Below are 14,586 nucleotides of genomic sequence, written 5' to 3'. Positions count from 1 at the left end.
TCCGGGCCTTTGTCTTATCAATGCCAAGGGCCGATTATTCAGCCGCAGCTTCCACTTCAACCACGCGGCGGCGCGCAATTGTTACCTGTGTCAGGATGAAAGCAGCCACGGCGCACAGGCCAATGCCCGCAGCCATCGGCAATGCTGTACCGTCGAAGAACAGGCCAGCAATCACCATGGCAACGGCTGCTGTCACGAAATGCAGCGTTCCCATCAGGGCTGATGCTGTACCGGCAATCTCGCCATGATCTTCAAGCGCCAGCACCGCGGTCGTTGGGATGACCAACCCGAGGAAGCCGTAGCCGATGAAGAGGAACGTCGCCAATACAGGCAGTTGATTGAAGCCAAGCGCCATAACCACAACCATTGCGGCCATGGTGAACGAGAAGGCCGTCAACGCCATGCGCATGACCCGTACCAGACCAAAGCGATCACCCAGCCACCCGGTCAGCTGCGATACCGTGAAGAACGAAACCGCATTGATCGAGAAGGCGATGCTGTATTGCGTTGGCGTGAGGCCATAATGGTCAATCAGCACGAAAGGCGAATTGGCGAGATAGACGAGGAAGCTCGAAATACCCAGACCACCGATGAAGGTGAGCGTCAGGAAGTTGCGGTCGCCGAGCAGCAGACGATAGGCCGCCATGGCGCTGCCAAGGCCGCTTTCGACGCGTGCAGCCTGTGGCCGGGTTTCCTTTAGCTGGGTCGAAAGCAGGATCAGGCCGATGAAAGCCGCAATCGTCACTGCCCAGAATACGCCGCGCCAGCCATAGAAACTGATGACCGCGCTGCCCGTCAGCGGAGCGAGGATCGGCGAGATACTGAAGACAAGCATCAGCAATGACATCAGGCGCGCAGCCTGCACACCCGTATGCATATCGCGAACGATAGCGCGCGGAATAACCATGCCCGCCGCACCGCCAATCCCCTGCAGGAAGCGGAAGGCAATCAGCGTTTCAATGTCCTTGGAAAGCGCGCAACCAACACTGGCCACGGCAAACAGGCCGATACCCATATAAAGCGGTGCCTTACGGCCCCACATATCGGAAAGCGGTCCGTAGATCAGCTGGAAGATGGCAAATGAGATAAAGAAGGCAAGAAGGCTCATCTGCACGACATTGTTTTCCGCGCTCAGGTCCTTGCCGATTGATGGCAGGGCCGGAAGATACATGTCGATCGCAAATGGCCCGATGGCCGACAGGAGCCCCAGAATGAGGGCCGTACGAAAGAATGAGGTCGTCATGGTGCTTATCTTTCAGAAAACGGCAGCGTGATGCTCTTCAGCTTCTGTGCTGCATTGCTCTCAGGAGAGGTTCAGAATTCTTACCTGCGAAGCGGCGGCGCGCTTGGGAGGACGCTCGTCACATCACAAAACAGTGTGTCAATGTTTTTAGACACAAGTGTCAAATTAGACACTATTGTCTAAAACGTCAATGCGCCTTATCTTTGGTTCATGACAAATCCGAAAGAAGCAGCGCACAAGGCAAATGGCCTTACCCTTGGCCATACTCAACGCGGTCAATGTTCAAAACGACTATCGATATTGGATGCAGCGGCGGAAGTATTTTGCCGTGAAGGCTTTGCCGGAGCGAGTATTGACGAAATCGCTGTGGAAGCGTGCGTTTCGCGCCAGACTATATACAACCACTACCGCGAAAAGGAAACACTCTTTACCGCTGTGGTCGAAGATGTGATGAACCGCACCAACTCCAGTCTCTTTTCCATTCTCGCGACATTTCCCGACACGCCGCATAATCTTGAGGATGATTTGAGCGCTTTCGCGGTTCGATTGACCAAGAATTGCCTGTGCAATCAGGACGGCAAATTCCTGCGCAAGCTCGTACAGTCCGAGGGCGAGCGCTATCCGCAACTGTTTGAAGGCTGGCGCAAGCATGGTCCCGGCAAGATCGGCACCGCCCTCGCCGCGCTGTTTGCCCGCCTCTCCTATGGTGGTGCGTTGCAGATGGATGATTTTGATCTGGCCGCCCGGCAGTTTCTCGCCTTGGTCAACGCGGATCTGCAAATACTCACGCTGTTTGGCGAATCGCTGACTGACGAACAGCTGGAAACGGCAGCGCGCAATGCGGTTCGCACTTTCCTCAGGGCCTATTCGGCACCCGCGACAAATGCACCTGCCAGCCAACCTCTCGTGAAAGCCGTTGGCTGAAATGCTCCCTCAAACTCAGGTAAATGGCAGCAACTTTGTCTCGTTCACAGCATCAGTGAGGACGCTCACACAACCTCCCAAGATGTGAGCGACAGGCATTATTTACATCAGGCGCTTACAACCAGTCGCAATTCCTTTATCCATGCGCCATAATGGCTCAAATACGTTTGTCTTCTCTGCTTGACAGAGAGGGGCGAATCCATGGGATAAGAGTGCATGCCACAAGATATGATCCGCTACGATATACTGGCCCAGGAAGCGCTACGCGGCGTTATCCGCAAAGTCCTTGGAGAAGTCGCCAAGGCTGGTCTTCCTGGCAACCACCATTTTTTCGTCACGTTCCTGACCGGCGCGTCGGGCGTGCGCATATCCACCCGTCTGCACGAAAAATATCCCGAGCAGATGACTATCGTGCTGCAGCACCAGTTCTGGGACCTGCAGGTGACTGACACGCTCTTCGAAGTTGGCCTGTCCTTTGGCGATGTGCCCGAGCGTCTTGTGGTTCCTTTCTCGGCTATTCGCGGCTTCTATGACCCCTCTGTCAATTTCGAGCTGGAGTTCGATGTCGAGGTGGAAGAAACCGTTGGCGACAACGATCAGGGCATTACCAGCATCGCGCCAGTGCCAACAGCCGAAAAGCCAAAGACCGCCTCTTCGGGTTCCAAACCCAAGCCAGCAGCAAAATCAGCCAAGAAGCCTGTGAAAGCCGGCGGTGAGAAAACCGATGCGGCGCGCGAGGAAAGCGGCGAAAAGACATCAGCCTCCGTTGTTTCGCTGGATTCGTTCCGGAAGAAAAAGTAGCCGCTGACATGGCCGATATCGTCAATCTGCGGCAATTCAAAAAGCGCAAGGCGAAGGACGCAAAAGAGCAGACTGCGGCCGAGAACCGGATTGTTTTTGGCCGCACCAAAACCGAAAAGCAGTTCGAACAGAGCGCCAGTCGCAAGAGCGAACTGTTTCTCGATAGCAACCGGCTTGAGGGCCATCCGCCTTCCACTGATACCGGCAAGGACAAGCCTTGAGCCTTGTGCGCAAACGCTCCGTGACCATCCGCGGCCACCGCACCAGCTTTTCCCTTGAAGACCCGTTCTACGACATTATCACATCCATCGCCGAAAGCCGGGACATGACGGTTGCGGGTCTGATTGCCGATATTGACGAGGGCCGCGACCGCAATTCCAACCTGTCCTCTGCGCTGCGTATCTACGCGCTGGATTGGGTGATGAACAGGATGAAGCCCGCTTCCTAGGCTGCCGTTTTGATTCCATAAATCTGCAAAGAGTGTGCTTGGAGTTCGTGGTTCGTGGTTCGACAAGCTCACCATGAGGGAGAGTGAGGATGCAACGATAATCGTAAGGCTTGCAAATCACAAAGATTGCAAGGCTTTACTCCCCGTAACCCACCCATTTCCGTTATCCTCGCTTTCCCTACCACCCCCGCCTTCTCCACCGCCCTCGAACACCCATCTCCGTCATCCTCGAACACCAACCTCCGTCATCCTCGGGCTTGACCCGAGGACCCACAATTTAGAGGCGTTGAGCATACAAATCCGTTTGATCTCCTTAGCCGTGGGTCCTCGGGTCAAGCCCGAGGATGACGGAGATGGGTGGGTTGCTGGGAGTTAGGTTCGGCAACGTTGCAAAACGTAGCCTCCGCTCGCTATATCGCCGTCACCCTCGCTTTCCCTACCATCCCGGCTTCTCCACCGCTGTCGAACACCAACCTCCGTCATCCTCGGGCTTGACCCGAGGACCCACAACTTAGAGGCGCTGAGCATACAAATCCGTTTGATCTCCGTAGCCGTGGGTCCTCGGGTCAAGCCCGAGGATGACGGAGAGAGGTGTGTCCCTCCTGGTTGTTTTGTCGAACCACGCACCCATGCACCATCAACCGCAGTCACCACATCACCCACGGGTACTACTGAACAGTCGGCCCAAGTGTTTTGAGAAAATCATCGACCGACTGCTTGTTGATGGAGCCGGTTCCCTGCGGTGGCTCGGCCTGTGCGCCGCCATTGGCGGGAGCCTGCTGCTCGCGGGCTTTGCGCGCGGCCTCCTCCGCTGCCTTCTCTGCCGCTGCTTTTTCCGCGGCGGCTTTCTCGGCGGCAGCTTTTTCTGCCGCCTGCCGTTCAGCTTCCGCCTTGGCGGCAGCTTCCTGTTCCGCTTTCAACTTTGCTTCTTCAGCCAGTTTCTGCCGTTCCGTCGCCTTGCTCTGATAAAACAACGCCTCGCGCCGCAGGCGCTGCTTTTCCACCAGTGATGCCTGCATGGTTTCGACCCGCTGCTGCTCACGTTCCAGCGTGCGCTGGGTCAGGAACTGTTCCAGCGGCTGACGGTTCAGCGTCCATTTCGGCGCACGCCATGGCCCTTCCCCGGTGAATTCCACAACCGGTTCGGCACCCGCAACAACCAGCTTGCCCGGATCAAAGGAAAAGCGTCCCTGCGAAGCCATTGTCATATCGGGCAGATTGAGGCGCAGATCGGCATTGAGTGTCGCGCCTTCGCTTTTCAGCTGAAATGTCGAGGTTCGCGCCATGCCGCCCGCAATCGTAAAGGCGAACTCCGCCGCTCCGGCATTGAACGGCCCCGCATGCAGATATTTGCCAATGACGGCGCTGATCGCATCTGACGTAATCGCCCCCGGCAGATTGTCGGCATCGTTCAAAATGGGCTTGAGCGCACCGGGATTGATGGCATCAACAGCCAGATCTTCGACGGATACAACGCCGGAACCTGCAACAGACGCCATCATATCCGCAATGGATGTGCCGGTCGCATTGACCGATGCAACAATCTTGGCTGCCCCCATCAAGGGCTCGTGATCATCGGGCGTATAGAGATCATCAAGGGTCGCCTGTTCCAGCGTGAACTGGCCAGTGGCCAGACCATTGCCGCCGGTATTGCGCAGTTCAAACATGCCTTTGAAGTTGCCGCCAAGCACGTCCCCTTGCGTGTCATCGAGCCGCAAATAGCCATCCTTCAGCGAGGCAGTTGATTGCAGCTTGGTCGCAGGCCCCAGAAGTCCTGCGTCCGCCTCGTCAGCCTTGATTTTCAGATTGAAACCAAAGGGAAACAATGGCGCTTTGGCAAAGACTTCTTTGGGCCATGATTTTTGCCCGCTCTCATCAAGCGCGCTGGTGCCAAGCATGAACTGCGCCACCGATGACAGATCAAGCTTGCTGAAAGTCAGATTGCCCTGAACATCGGGAATATTGTTCTCTGTTCCAAGATCAAGCCGGCCCGTCATCTTGGTATCATGCACTTTACCGCTGAGATCAGGCAGCACCAGCCTGCCCTTGGCAAGCTGAAAGCTGCTGGCCATATCCACGGGCATGCCGCTGCCGAAGCCCGGCAGAGAATAACCAGCAGTTGCCAGATAGGGCTCGATGTCGCTGGCTTTGATTGATGCGCGTCCTTCGCCGTTCAACAGGCCGCCGGTGCTGCGCAAACTGCCATCGAGCAGTGCCTGACCATCCGGCGCTTTAAGGGAAAGCTGGGTCTGAATGCCATCCTTGCCATTACCCTTGAGCGCAAGATCAGCCTCAAGCTCACCAGCCAAGCCAAGCGGCAGCGCCGGAAGCCCCATCAGGGCCATCAGGTTCTCGCCATGGTCCGTGCGTGCATTCATGGTCAGCTCAAGCGCCCGCAGCTTGTCGGTGCCCTGACTGGTCGTGCCTGATAGGGTTACATTCATGCCACCGGTCTTTCCCGAGGCACTGAGAGAAAATTCATCCGCTGCATTTTTGCCATGGAGAGCATTGGCGAGGATGCTCAATTGCGTTTCCTCAAACAGTCCGGGAAATTTGGCAGCATGTTCATTCAAGGCTGTGACAAACGGAAAGTCGGGAAACCGCTTCGCCAGTGCTGAAACAAATGGAGCAAGGTCATCTGAAAGAATGGTGGCATCCACCGAACCCGTTGGTTCATCCTTGAATGGCTCCATCCTGCCCGTCGCCGTAATCGTTGCCCCGGAAAGATTGCCGACCGTCAAACGGTCAATATCGAAAACCCCGTCGCGCAGGCGAAAGCCCGTATCAAGGCTTTCAGCCACCAGCCCGCCATGGCTGACCGGACCAGCTTTCAATCGCACATCGAGGTCTTCGCCCGCCAGTTGCGGCGATCCCTTGCCCGCCTCTGATGGGGCATTCCGGCCAAAGATTGCGGCAAAGGCTTCCAGCGCATCGCCATCCAGCGCGCCGCCCTCCAGTGTCAACTGGGTCAGCGGCACGGATTCGCCTTTGGCACTGCGGATCAGCGAACCCTTTAGCGACGCGCCGCCAAGCGCCACCTCAAGATTGTCAATACGCTGCAAATCATCATGCAGTTTCACATCACCGGAAAAACCCGCCCCCTGAAGACGCCTGATTGACTCGTCAACAGTATCCGTCAGCCATGCGGCAAGACCGGAGGGCTGACGCGAGGCCACGAGGAGTTTACCGTCAAAACCGAAATTCTCGCCAATCTGCAACATGCCATTGGCTTCAAATTGGGTCCGCCCGGGCAGTTCCGCCCGAAGCTGGTTGATTTTCCACTCGCCACCGGATGGTTCCGCATCGATCGTCACTGAACGGATCGTCGTGTCTCCAGCCACAATCGCAGGCAGCTTCAGATCAATCGTACCCGGAACAGTCGGTATCGGGAGTTGATCCATCAGGCGGCGGAACACACCGAGCCGCTGCGCCGCTGTGTGCGGTTTCGGTTGGCTGCCCTTCGAATCTTCATTCAGATCGCTGAACGTGACCTGCTGGCCGTCAGCCTTGATTTCGAAGCGCGGGTTCTTGCCATAGTCAAAAAGCGCATTGCCATTGACGATGTAAGGATCATCAGCGGTCCCCTGCTCCATACGGAAGTCAGGAATGGATATCCGCGCATGGTCGGCTTCAAAGCGTCCCGTCACCCGCACGCTTGATAGCAGCGGCTTATCGGCAACCGCAATCTTCTTGTTCGCATTTTCCGCTTTGGGCGCAGCTTCATCAACAGAGCGGATACTGATATTGCCCGCATATTTCAGCGCGCCCTTGTCGAGGGTAATACCACCATCCGTTTCAAGCACCGCAGGCATTCCATCCGGCGTAACGCGCGCGTGTACATTCAGCGAGCCATCGGCTTTCACTTCGCCTGTCGAGGCTGAAACAGCAGTTTTCTCGCCATTGAAAAGCAAAGTGCCGTCAAACTTCCACGGACCGCTCAACTTGGTCGCGGAAAGCGTTGCATCAAGATCATCCACTGTGCGCACCGTTGCCGTGGAAGCATCGCGCACCACCACCGATCCATCGGTGATCTTCATGTTTTCCAGTTTCACCTGCGCAGAGCCAAACGAGGTCTGCGGGCGGATGGCCCAGTCAATCACACCATTCCTGTCGATATTCACCTTGGCGGTCGGCTTTTCCAGCCGCATATCGAAGATAAGGATTTCACCACGCAGGAACGGCGCAAGCTCCGCATCCATCGAAAACTTGTCGATGGTCATGACAGGTTCCGATCCGGGATCGCCGACTTTCACATCGGAAAATGTCACCGAAGGAAACGGCAGAAGGCGCGCGCTGGCAGACCCGGCAACAGTAACCGGCCGGCCCAGAAGCGCCGATGCTTCCCGCTCGAACGAAGAACGATAGCCCGCCCAATCGACAAAATACGGCACCACCAGTGCCGCAGTCAGCACCAGTACCAGTAATCCGCCGATGAAAACAAAAAGGCGTGCCAGTGTTTCACTCCATTCCTACGTTCCGAACACCCTATACGCCGCATCGTTCACAAATTGGGCGAACATGCGGATTCAAAACGCAAAGTTACAGACGTAAGATCTTGCCGGGATTCATGATATTGCCCGGATCGATAGCCCGCTTGATGGATTCCATCACATCAACCGCGCCGCCAAGTTCCAGCCGCAGGAATTTTATTTTCCCCTGCCCGATGCCATGCTCACCCGTGCAGGTTCCATCCATGGCGATAGAGCGCAGAATGAGGCGTTCGACAAAGGCTTCCACATCACGGATTTCGTCCGGGTTCTTGTCGTCAAACAGGATCTGCACGTGGAAATTGCCATCGCCCGCGTGCCCGACAATCGGCGCGACCAAACCGGTTGCAGCAATGTCCTTTTCCGTTTCGACAATGCATTCGGCCAGCCGCGAAATAGGCACGCAGACATCCGTGGCAAGCGATTGTTTTCCGGGTGCGAGCGCCATGCAGGCAAAATAGGAATTGTGCCGCGCCGACCAGAGCTTTTCGCGCTCTTCCAGATTGGCGGTCCATTTGAATGCGCCGCCGCCATTGGCCGCAGCAATCTCGCCGAAGAGTTCGGACTGTTCCGCCACACCCGCATCGCTGCCATGAAATTCAAGGAAGAGACAGGGTGCGATGGGGTAGTCAAGCTTCGCATAATTGACCATTGCCTGCATCTGCAAGGTGTTGACCAGTTCGATACGCGCGACGGGAATACCCATCTGGATGGTTTCGATAACCGTGTTGCAGGCACTTTCCAGATCAGGAAACGTGCAGATGCCGCCGGAGATCGCCTGCGGAATGCCATAGAGTTTCAGCGTCAGTTCCGTGATGATGCCAAGCGTGCCTTCAGAACCAACCAGCAGACGTGTGAGATCATACCCAGCTGATGTCTTTTTCACCCGTTTGGCTGTGCTGATCAGCCGGCCATCCGGCATAACGGCTTTGAGTGCCAGAACATTTTCCCGCATGGTGCCATAGCGCACCGCATTGGTGCCCGAGGCGCGGGTTGCCGCCATGCCGCCAAGGCTCGCATTTGCGCCGGGATCAATCGGGAAAAACAGACCCGTATCGCGCAGATATTCGTTAAGCTCCTTGCGCGTAACCCCCGGCTCCACGACGACATTGAGGTCTTCACTATAGACCTTGAGGATGCGGTTCATGCGCGACATGTCGATGGAAACGCCGCCCGCAGGCGCGTTCACATGGCCTTCCAGCGACGTGCCGGTGCCGAAAGGAATAATCGGCACATGCCACTCGCCGCACAGACGCACGATCTCCTGAATATCCTCAACATTCTCAACAAAAACAACCAGATCGGGAGCCTGGTTCGGAACATAGCTTGTGGTGTGAGCGTGCTGTTCGCGGATGGATTTTCCCGTCTGCGCGCTATCGCCAAATCTTTTCTTGAGAATTGAAACAACGGTCGCAATACCATTTTCATTGCGCACCATTGCTCCTGCATCAGCCAATGCCATTCCAGTCTCCAGAATTCCAATCGAGGATTCGTTCAAATTGCGCGCATTTTCAGTCAGCGCACGCGACTTGTCCAGTTGTAACTCTGTGTGACAGAACCGCAAGGGTCAGGGCTGGGTTTGATTTAAATGATATGATTGATGACGCCAGCACCGCCGGTGCATGGTCCGCGGCCCGTGGTTCGACAGGCTCACCATGAGGGAGAGGGGTGATGCAACGCTAAGCGCAAAGAGTGCATCGCAAACATTGCAGAACTTGGCTCCCTTTCATCAACCCTCTCCCTCATGGTGAGCCTGTCGAACCACGAACTACATTCATACAACCCCTAATCATCCTCATCATCGTCACTCGGTTCCCAATCGGTCACACGAACGAACCGTTCCTGCTCGCCAGTGCGTTCAAAAACGCTGCCAATGGGCGAGTCGAGTAGAGGAATAATGCTGGGATCATAATTGGCGATGGTGTTAACGTCGAAAATACCGCTGTTTTCAGGATCGCCCATATAGTCATCGCTCTCGAAACCAGAGAGAAAACGCCAGCCGCTATCAAGCTCATTATCGGGATCTTCACGGTACATGAAGCGCACGGGATATCCGTCGATTGTTATCGTATCGGTTGCGATACAGCCGCCGTAATTGCGGACCAATGGCCGTATCTCGTCCTTGGTGAGTCGATAGGTTTTATCCATGCCCAATTTTAATTGATTGTCAGCGACTTGGCCAGTCTGCGGAAACGTTCTGCATATTTATCCTTCTCGCTGCCGCGCACGATCAGGATGGCGCGAACATAGCGGGCGGTTTCGAACCGGGCGATCTGTGCGACATAAAGTGCGTCGCCACTGGCAGCATCCGTGGCGCTTCCGTCGATCTCGACCCATTCTCCCCCATCCGCTTCGGAACTCGTTTCATTGCTGGAGCGAACGTCCTTGATGCCGGTCAACGACGCAAAGGCCTGCTTGGCAAAATCCATGCGTTGATCCGCCTCGGGGGCGGTGCCAAGATTAGAGGCAATGATCACCACCGGCTGCGAGGAATTGGCTGGAATATCCTGCGGACCATCGGTCAGAAGATAGGTCGCCCCGGCAATGGCGCGGATCGGGCGAAAGCCCTCCAGTTGCCCCACCTTGAATGGCAAGGCAGCCACCTGCTCTTCAAGGGTTGGCGGCGTGCGCACGGCAATTGAACGCAGCGTATCCTCCACATCCGCATCGGACGGGCCACCCGCAGCGCCGTCAGGAACCTGCATGGTGATCATCGCCGTGGTCGTTGGCCCCTGCGTCAGCACGATCCATTTGCGATACTTGATGCCCGATGCGATCTGGCTGCCGTGAACAAACCTGGCGGCGGACGCGCCCTTGACGGTCCAGTCCCGAACCGCGTCAGTGACCACGATACCCGTCGGAGCCAGGCCTTCCGCGTTAAACTTGCCAGCAATTTGAGCATAGGCTTCCGCCGGCAGTTCCGTCAAAACGATTGACGCACCCGTCTTGATATCCTCAAACCCGCTGAATGTGGACGACGCCTGCATGTTCTTGGGAACAACGAGCCCGACGCTTGATCCTTCAGGGAAAACCGCTTCCTGTGCAAACGCCATCTGTCCGCCGCCAAGCGACAGTGCGATAAAGACCAGAATGGCAGTTATATAGCGCATGAAGGCAATCCCCGTTTCGGCCCTGTCAGTAGCAATGACTGGAACGGTCTGGCAAGCGATTGGTTTCACACCAGTGGATCAGCTCAGATACTTCTTGAAGAATGCAACCGTCCGGCTCCACGCAAGGTCAGAGGCTTCCTTGCTGTAGCGTGCGGTGGATGTGTCATTGTTGAACGCATGGTTCGCGCCTTCATAAACCTCGATATCAAAAGTCTTGCCATTGTCCTCGAGGGCTTTCCTGTAGCCGTCAATGCCCGCATTGATCCGCGTATCCAAGCCCGCATAGTGCAACAGCAACGGTGCTTTGATCTTTGCCACGTCCTCGGCTTTCGGCTGACGGCCATAATAGGCAACACCGGCACCAAGCTCGGGCGAATTCACCGCAAGATCATTGACCAGCCCGCCACCCCAGCAAAAGCCCATCACGCCGACCTTGCCATTGGTGTATTTTTCCGCCCTGAGATAGTCGATGGTCGCAACGCCTTCGGCAATCGTCTTGTTCGCATCAAGACTGGCAATCAGGTCCCGCGCCTTGTCTTCATCAGAGGGCGTACCACCGGCCGATGACAGAAAATCCGGCGCCAGCACCGTGAAGCCTTCCAGCGCCATGCGCCGGGCGACGTCGCGAATATGGCCATTGAGACCGCGATTCTCGTGGATGATGATGACCGCAGGCAGTTTACCTGTCACGTCTGCCTGACGCGCGCGGTATCCCTTCATATCGCCTGACGAGCCGGAATAGATGACATCTTTGGTCAAAAGCCTTGGATCGTCGGTGGCAACAATGGCGGCCTGTGCGGAATTTGCCGCCAGCATCGGTGCGATGACAGCCGCCGCTGCGCCAGAGCCCGCCAGCTTGGCGAGCTTGTCCATGAACGCCCGCCGGTCAAGGGTCAGATGCGTATATTCATCATAGGCATCAACCATGGCCTGATTGATCTTCGGGGTCTTCGGCTTGTCCATTATGGTTCTTTCCATCGAAGAGGGCTGCCGGGCCGTCGAACCCCTGCCGTTTCCCTCATCCCTTGAGACGATGGGAAAGGACACCGGTGGAGAGCGCAACGCCGAGTCCAGTCATCACTGCTGCGCTAATTTCCCAGACACCGACCGGCTCGTCAAGGAAGATGGCACTACCAAACGCTGCAAGGACGGGAGTAAGCGCACTGAACGCTGCCGCCTGACTGCCACCGAGGGCACGCACGGCGATCCCATAGGCGAGCATGGCGGCAAGCCCTGACAGAACACCCTGACTTAAAAACTGCAAACCAATCTCGCCCAGCGGCACCGTCATGATCGTTGTTCCGAAGACCAAGGCAAGGCCGATATGAATGATGAAGGACCACACGGCGATGAGCGCACCGCCCTCCAGCGCGGTCAGGCCCGAGCGGCGGAATGCATGGGTGTATCCAGCCCACAGCAAGGCCCCCAGCGGCAGGAAGACAAAGCTGATCCATGTAATATCATGGCCTGCAACGGCGCGAAGCAGGAGGATGGCAAGTCCGCCGACAATCGCAGCAAGGCCGAGGCTGCGGAACAGATCGGGCCGCTCGCCGAACAGAACCACCCCGATCAGCGCGGCAGCCAGCGGCATTGATCCGCCAAGCAGCACGCCGACGGCGGATGCCGGAGTGGAATGAATGGCAAAGGTGGTGAACTGGAAGAACAGAGCACCGGCACCGCCCACCATAATCACCAGAAGGATCAGCGGTACATTGCGTGGAATAAGACCCGTGCGCAGCCAGACCGGCGACAGAACCAGCGCGGGAACACCATAACGGATCAGGCCAAGATCGATGGTGCCAAGCTGTGTGCCTGTGCTGTGGCGCGTCGCAATGATCCATGTGGCCCAGATGAGCACCGTCACCAGCGCCCCGGCATAGCCTGCGCCAGATGATGTGGACTTCTTGTAGTCCTGAACGAGAGCAACCATCGGAATATCCTTTCAAAATCAGTCCTGATGACTTCTGTTGAACGGAGATTACCGCCAATGGCACGAGCATGTCCTTGCAAGTTGATGCCATCAAGACTACCATTTAAGCAATATTCGCAAAGTTTTATGGTTCTAAAAGGTGATTTATGCCAAATCTTGATAAATTTGATATCGGCATTCTTGAAGCGCTGCAGGATGACGCACGGGCAACCAATGTGGAAATTGCAGAGAAGGTGAACCTGTCGCCCTCACCCTGCCTGCGCCGTATCCGCAATCTGGAAAAATCAGGGGTGATCCGTGGCTACCGCGCCGATATTGACCGCAAGGAGGTCGGGCTTGGCCTGACCGTATTCGTCGAAATCAAGGTCGGACAGCACAGCAAGGAGAACTCCGATGCCCAGCAGGCCGCGCTTATCGCTCTGCCTGAAGTGACCGGAGCTTTTCTGATATCAGGAACCGCTGATTTTCTGGCCGAAGTGGTGGTGGAGGATTTGAGCGCCTATGAGCGTTTTCTGACGGAAAAGCTGCTGGTAATGCCCGGTATTTCGGACATCCGCTCCAACTTCGCCATCCGCATCATCAAATCTGGCGCTCCGCTGAAACTGCCGATGCGCTGAAAAAACGAACGCTTCCTTCTGGCAACCTAAAACACCTGCCTCGCCACCATCCTTAAACATCCCTCTCTCCGTCATCCTCGGGCTTGACCCGAGGACCCACGGCAAACAAGCAAAATCGGTACCGATACGTTGCAATGTTACTGGCCCTCAATGATGGGTCCTCGGGTCAAGCCCGAGGATGACGGAGAGAGGGATGCCCAGCATCTTTCGTGATGCCCAGCATCTTTCGTGTAAATGAATGCTGGCAGCACCGGATCACTCCAGCACTGCCAACACAAAACACTCTATTTATCTTCACAGAACGAAATGCGGTTGCTGAATGGATCGGTCACATGCACCTCGCGGCCCCATGGAGCATCCTCAAGACCGGGTTTCATGAAGCGGTAATTCTTGGCGTGAAGTTCCTTATGAAAGGCTTCAATACCCTTCATCCGTACAAAAACCCGCGCACCGGGACTTGCATCACCGGAATGCTCGCTCAAATGCAACGTCAAACCTGAGCGTGAGACCTGGCAATAGAGCGGAAAATTGTCGCCAAACCGGTGTTCCCAATCCAGCGTAAAGCCAAGAAAATCCAGATAAAACTCTCTTGCCTTGTCCACATCGAAAATCCGCAGGATCGGATTGGCAGGCCCGAAGGATATAGCATCCTTCCCGGCAGGTTCTTCTGCCGCAATCTTTGCTGCAAGCACGTTCCAGTTATCAAGACCGAACCCGGCCGCAACCAGTTCCAGACCATCACTGTGCGAAATATCGATATTTTTGGCTGCAAGTGCCTGTCGTAGCGATTTGGCCATCGCCTTGGCGTCGTGAAAAGTGCGCATCATCTATCCCTATCGTCATGTGAACGAGGAAAGTCAGTGCCCGCATTGCCGACCCGTTCACCAGACAAGGATGAAACGAAGCTTCATTGATACATTCACCTTGGGCTAAGAACCCGCGAGCGGCTGGCTGTATCTGCCTGCTCTATGGATAATGGCAGTTTGGATAGCAGTCAATAAAAAGCCTCCCGGAGTAAATCCGGGA

13 protein-coding genes are annotated in these 14,586 nt (G+C 56.0%); 5 read left to right on the top strand and 8 right to left on the bottom strand.

Annotated features, from left to right (window positions below):
* Positions 1–34 precede the first annotated feature (34 nt).
* The gene (locus FHW17_RS08330; RefSeq protein ID WP_112527560.1) at positions 35–1,243 is read right to left on the bottom strand and encodes a multidrug effflux MFS transporter; all 1,209 of its coding nucleotides are present in this window, start codon (positions 1,241–1,243) and stop codon (positions 35–37) included.
* 210 nt (positions 1,244–1,453) lie between these two features.
* On the opposite strand from FHW17_RS08330, the gene FHW17_RS08325 reads away from it, so the two are divergent.
* From FHW17_RS08325 to FHW17_RS08310, 4 genes are all read left to right on the top strand, one after another.
* Positions 1,454–2,167: a TetR/AcrR family transcriptional regulator gene (locus FHW17_RS08325; RefSeq protein ID WP_182509591.1), complete on the top strand. Its 714-nt coding sequence runs from the start codon at positions 1,454–1,456 to the stop codon at positions 2,165–2,167.
* 216 nt (positions 2,168–2,383) lie between these two features.
* Positions 2,384–2,968 (top strand): SspB family protein, encoded by a 585-nt coding sequence (locus FHW17_RS08320; RefSeq protein WP_182509590.1) that lies wholly within the window; start codon positions 2,384–2,386, stop codon positions 2,966–2,968.
* Positions 2,969–2,976: 8 nt separating this feature from the next.
* The gene (locus FHW17_RS08315) at positions 2,977–3,189 is read left to right on the top strand and encodes a DUF4169 family protein (RefSeq protein WP_112527566.1); all 213 of its coding nucleotides are present in this window, start codon (positions 2,977–2,979) and stop codon (positions 3,187–3,189) included.
* Positions 3,186–3,416, top strand: a complete 231-nt coding sequence (locus FHW17_RS08310) for a ribbon-helix-helix domain-containing protein (protein ID WP_112527568.1) — start codon at positions 3,186–3,188, stop codon at positions 3,414–3,416. The genes FHW17_RS08315 and FHW17_RS08310 overlap by 4 nt, the downstream gene beginning before the upstream one ends.
* Before the next feature lie 668 nt (positions 3,417–4,084).
* On the opposite strand, the gene FHW17_RS08305 is transcribed toward FHW17_RS08310, so the two are convergent.
* The 6 genes from FHW17_RS08305 to FHW17_RS08280 form a co-directional block, all read right to left on the bottom strand.
* Positions 4,085–7,870 carry an AsmA-like C-terminal region-containing protein gene (locus FHW17_RS08305; protein WP_281410740.1) on the bottom strand — a complete coding sequence of 1,262 codons (3,786 nt, stop codon included), beginning with the start codon at positions 7,868–7,870 and terminating at the stop codon, positions 4,085–4,087.
* A gap of 85 nt (positions 7,871–7,955) precedes the next feature.
* Positions 7,956–9,365, bottom strand: coding sequence for an FAD-linked oxidase C-terminal domain-containing protein (locus tag FHW17_RS08300; protein ID WP_112530499.1), 1,410 nt, complete (start codon positions 9,363–9,365; stop codon positions 7,956–7,958).
* Between the two features lie 323 nt (positions 9,366–9,688).
* Positions 9,689–10,051, bottom strand: a complete 363-nt coding sequence (locus FHW17_RS08295) for a DUF2185 domain-containing protein (protein ID WP_112530501.1) — start codon at positions 10,049–10,051, stop codon at positions 9,689–9,691.
* Positions 10,052–10,059: 8 nt separating this feature from the next.
* Positions 10,060–11,013, bottom strand: a complete 954-nt coding sequence (locus FHW17_RS08290) for a hypothetical protein (RefSeq protein ID WP_182509588.1) — start codon at positions 11,011–11,013, stop codon at positions 10,060–10,062.
* Between the two features lie 78 nt (positions 11,014–11,091).
* The gene (locus FHW17_RS08285; protein WP_182509587.1) at positions 11,092–11,976 is read right to left on the bottom strand and encodes a dienelactone hydrolase family protein; all 885 of its coding nucleotides are present in this window, start codon (positions 11,974–11,976) and stop codon (positions 11,092–11,094) included.
* Between the two features lie 55 nt (positions 11,977–12,031).
* The gene (locus FHW17_RS08280) at positions 12,032–12,943 is read right to left on the bottom strand and encodes a DMT family transporter (RefSeq protein WP_182509586.1); all 912 of its coding nucleotides are present in this window, start codon (positions 12,941–12,943) and stop codon (positions 12,032–12,034) included.
* 146 nt (positions 12,944–13,089) lie between these two features.
* Between FHW17_RS08280 and FHW17_RS08275 the strand changes: the two genes are divergently transcribed.
* Entirely contained in the window at positions 13,090–13,560 is a 471-nt protein-coding gene (locus FHW17_RS08275; protein WP_091877814.1) for an Lrp/AsnC family transcriptional regulator, read from the top strand.
* Between the two features lie 284 nt (positions 13,561–13,844).
* Here the strand turns inward: FHW17_RS08275 and FHW17_RS08270 are convergent, their stop codons facing one another.
* On the bottom strand, positions 13,845–14,384 hold the full coding sequence (locus tag FHW17_RS08270; protein ID WP_112530509.1) for a glyoxalase superfamily protein: 540 nt from the start codon (positions 14,382–14,384) through the stop codon (positions 13,845–13,847).
* Positions 14,385–14,586 lie beyond the last annotated feature (202 nt).

This window comes from Phyllobacterium sp. P30BS-XVII, assembly GCF_014138335.1.
GTDB lineage: Bacteria > Pseudomonadota > Alphaproteobacteria > Rhizobiales > Rhizobiaceae > Phyllobacterium > Phyllobacterium meliloti.
The sequence above is the reverse complement of the archived record's forward strand: the minus strand, read 5'-3'. Positions and strand labels throughout refer to the sequence as shown.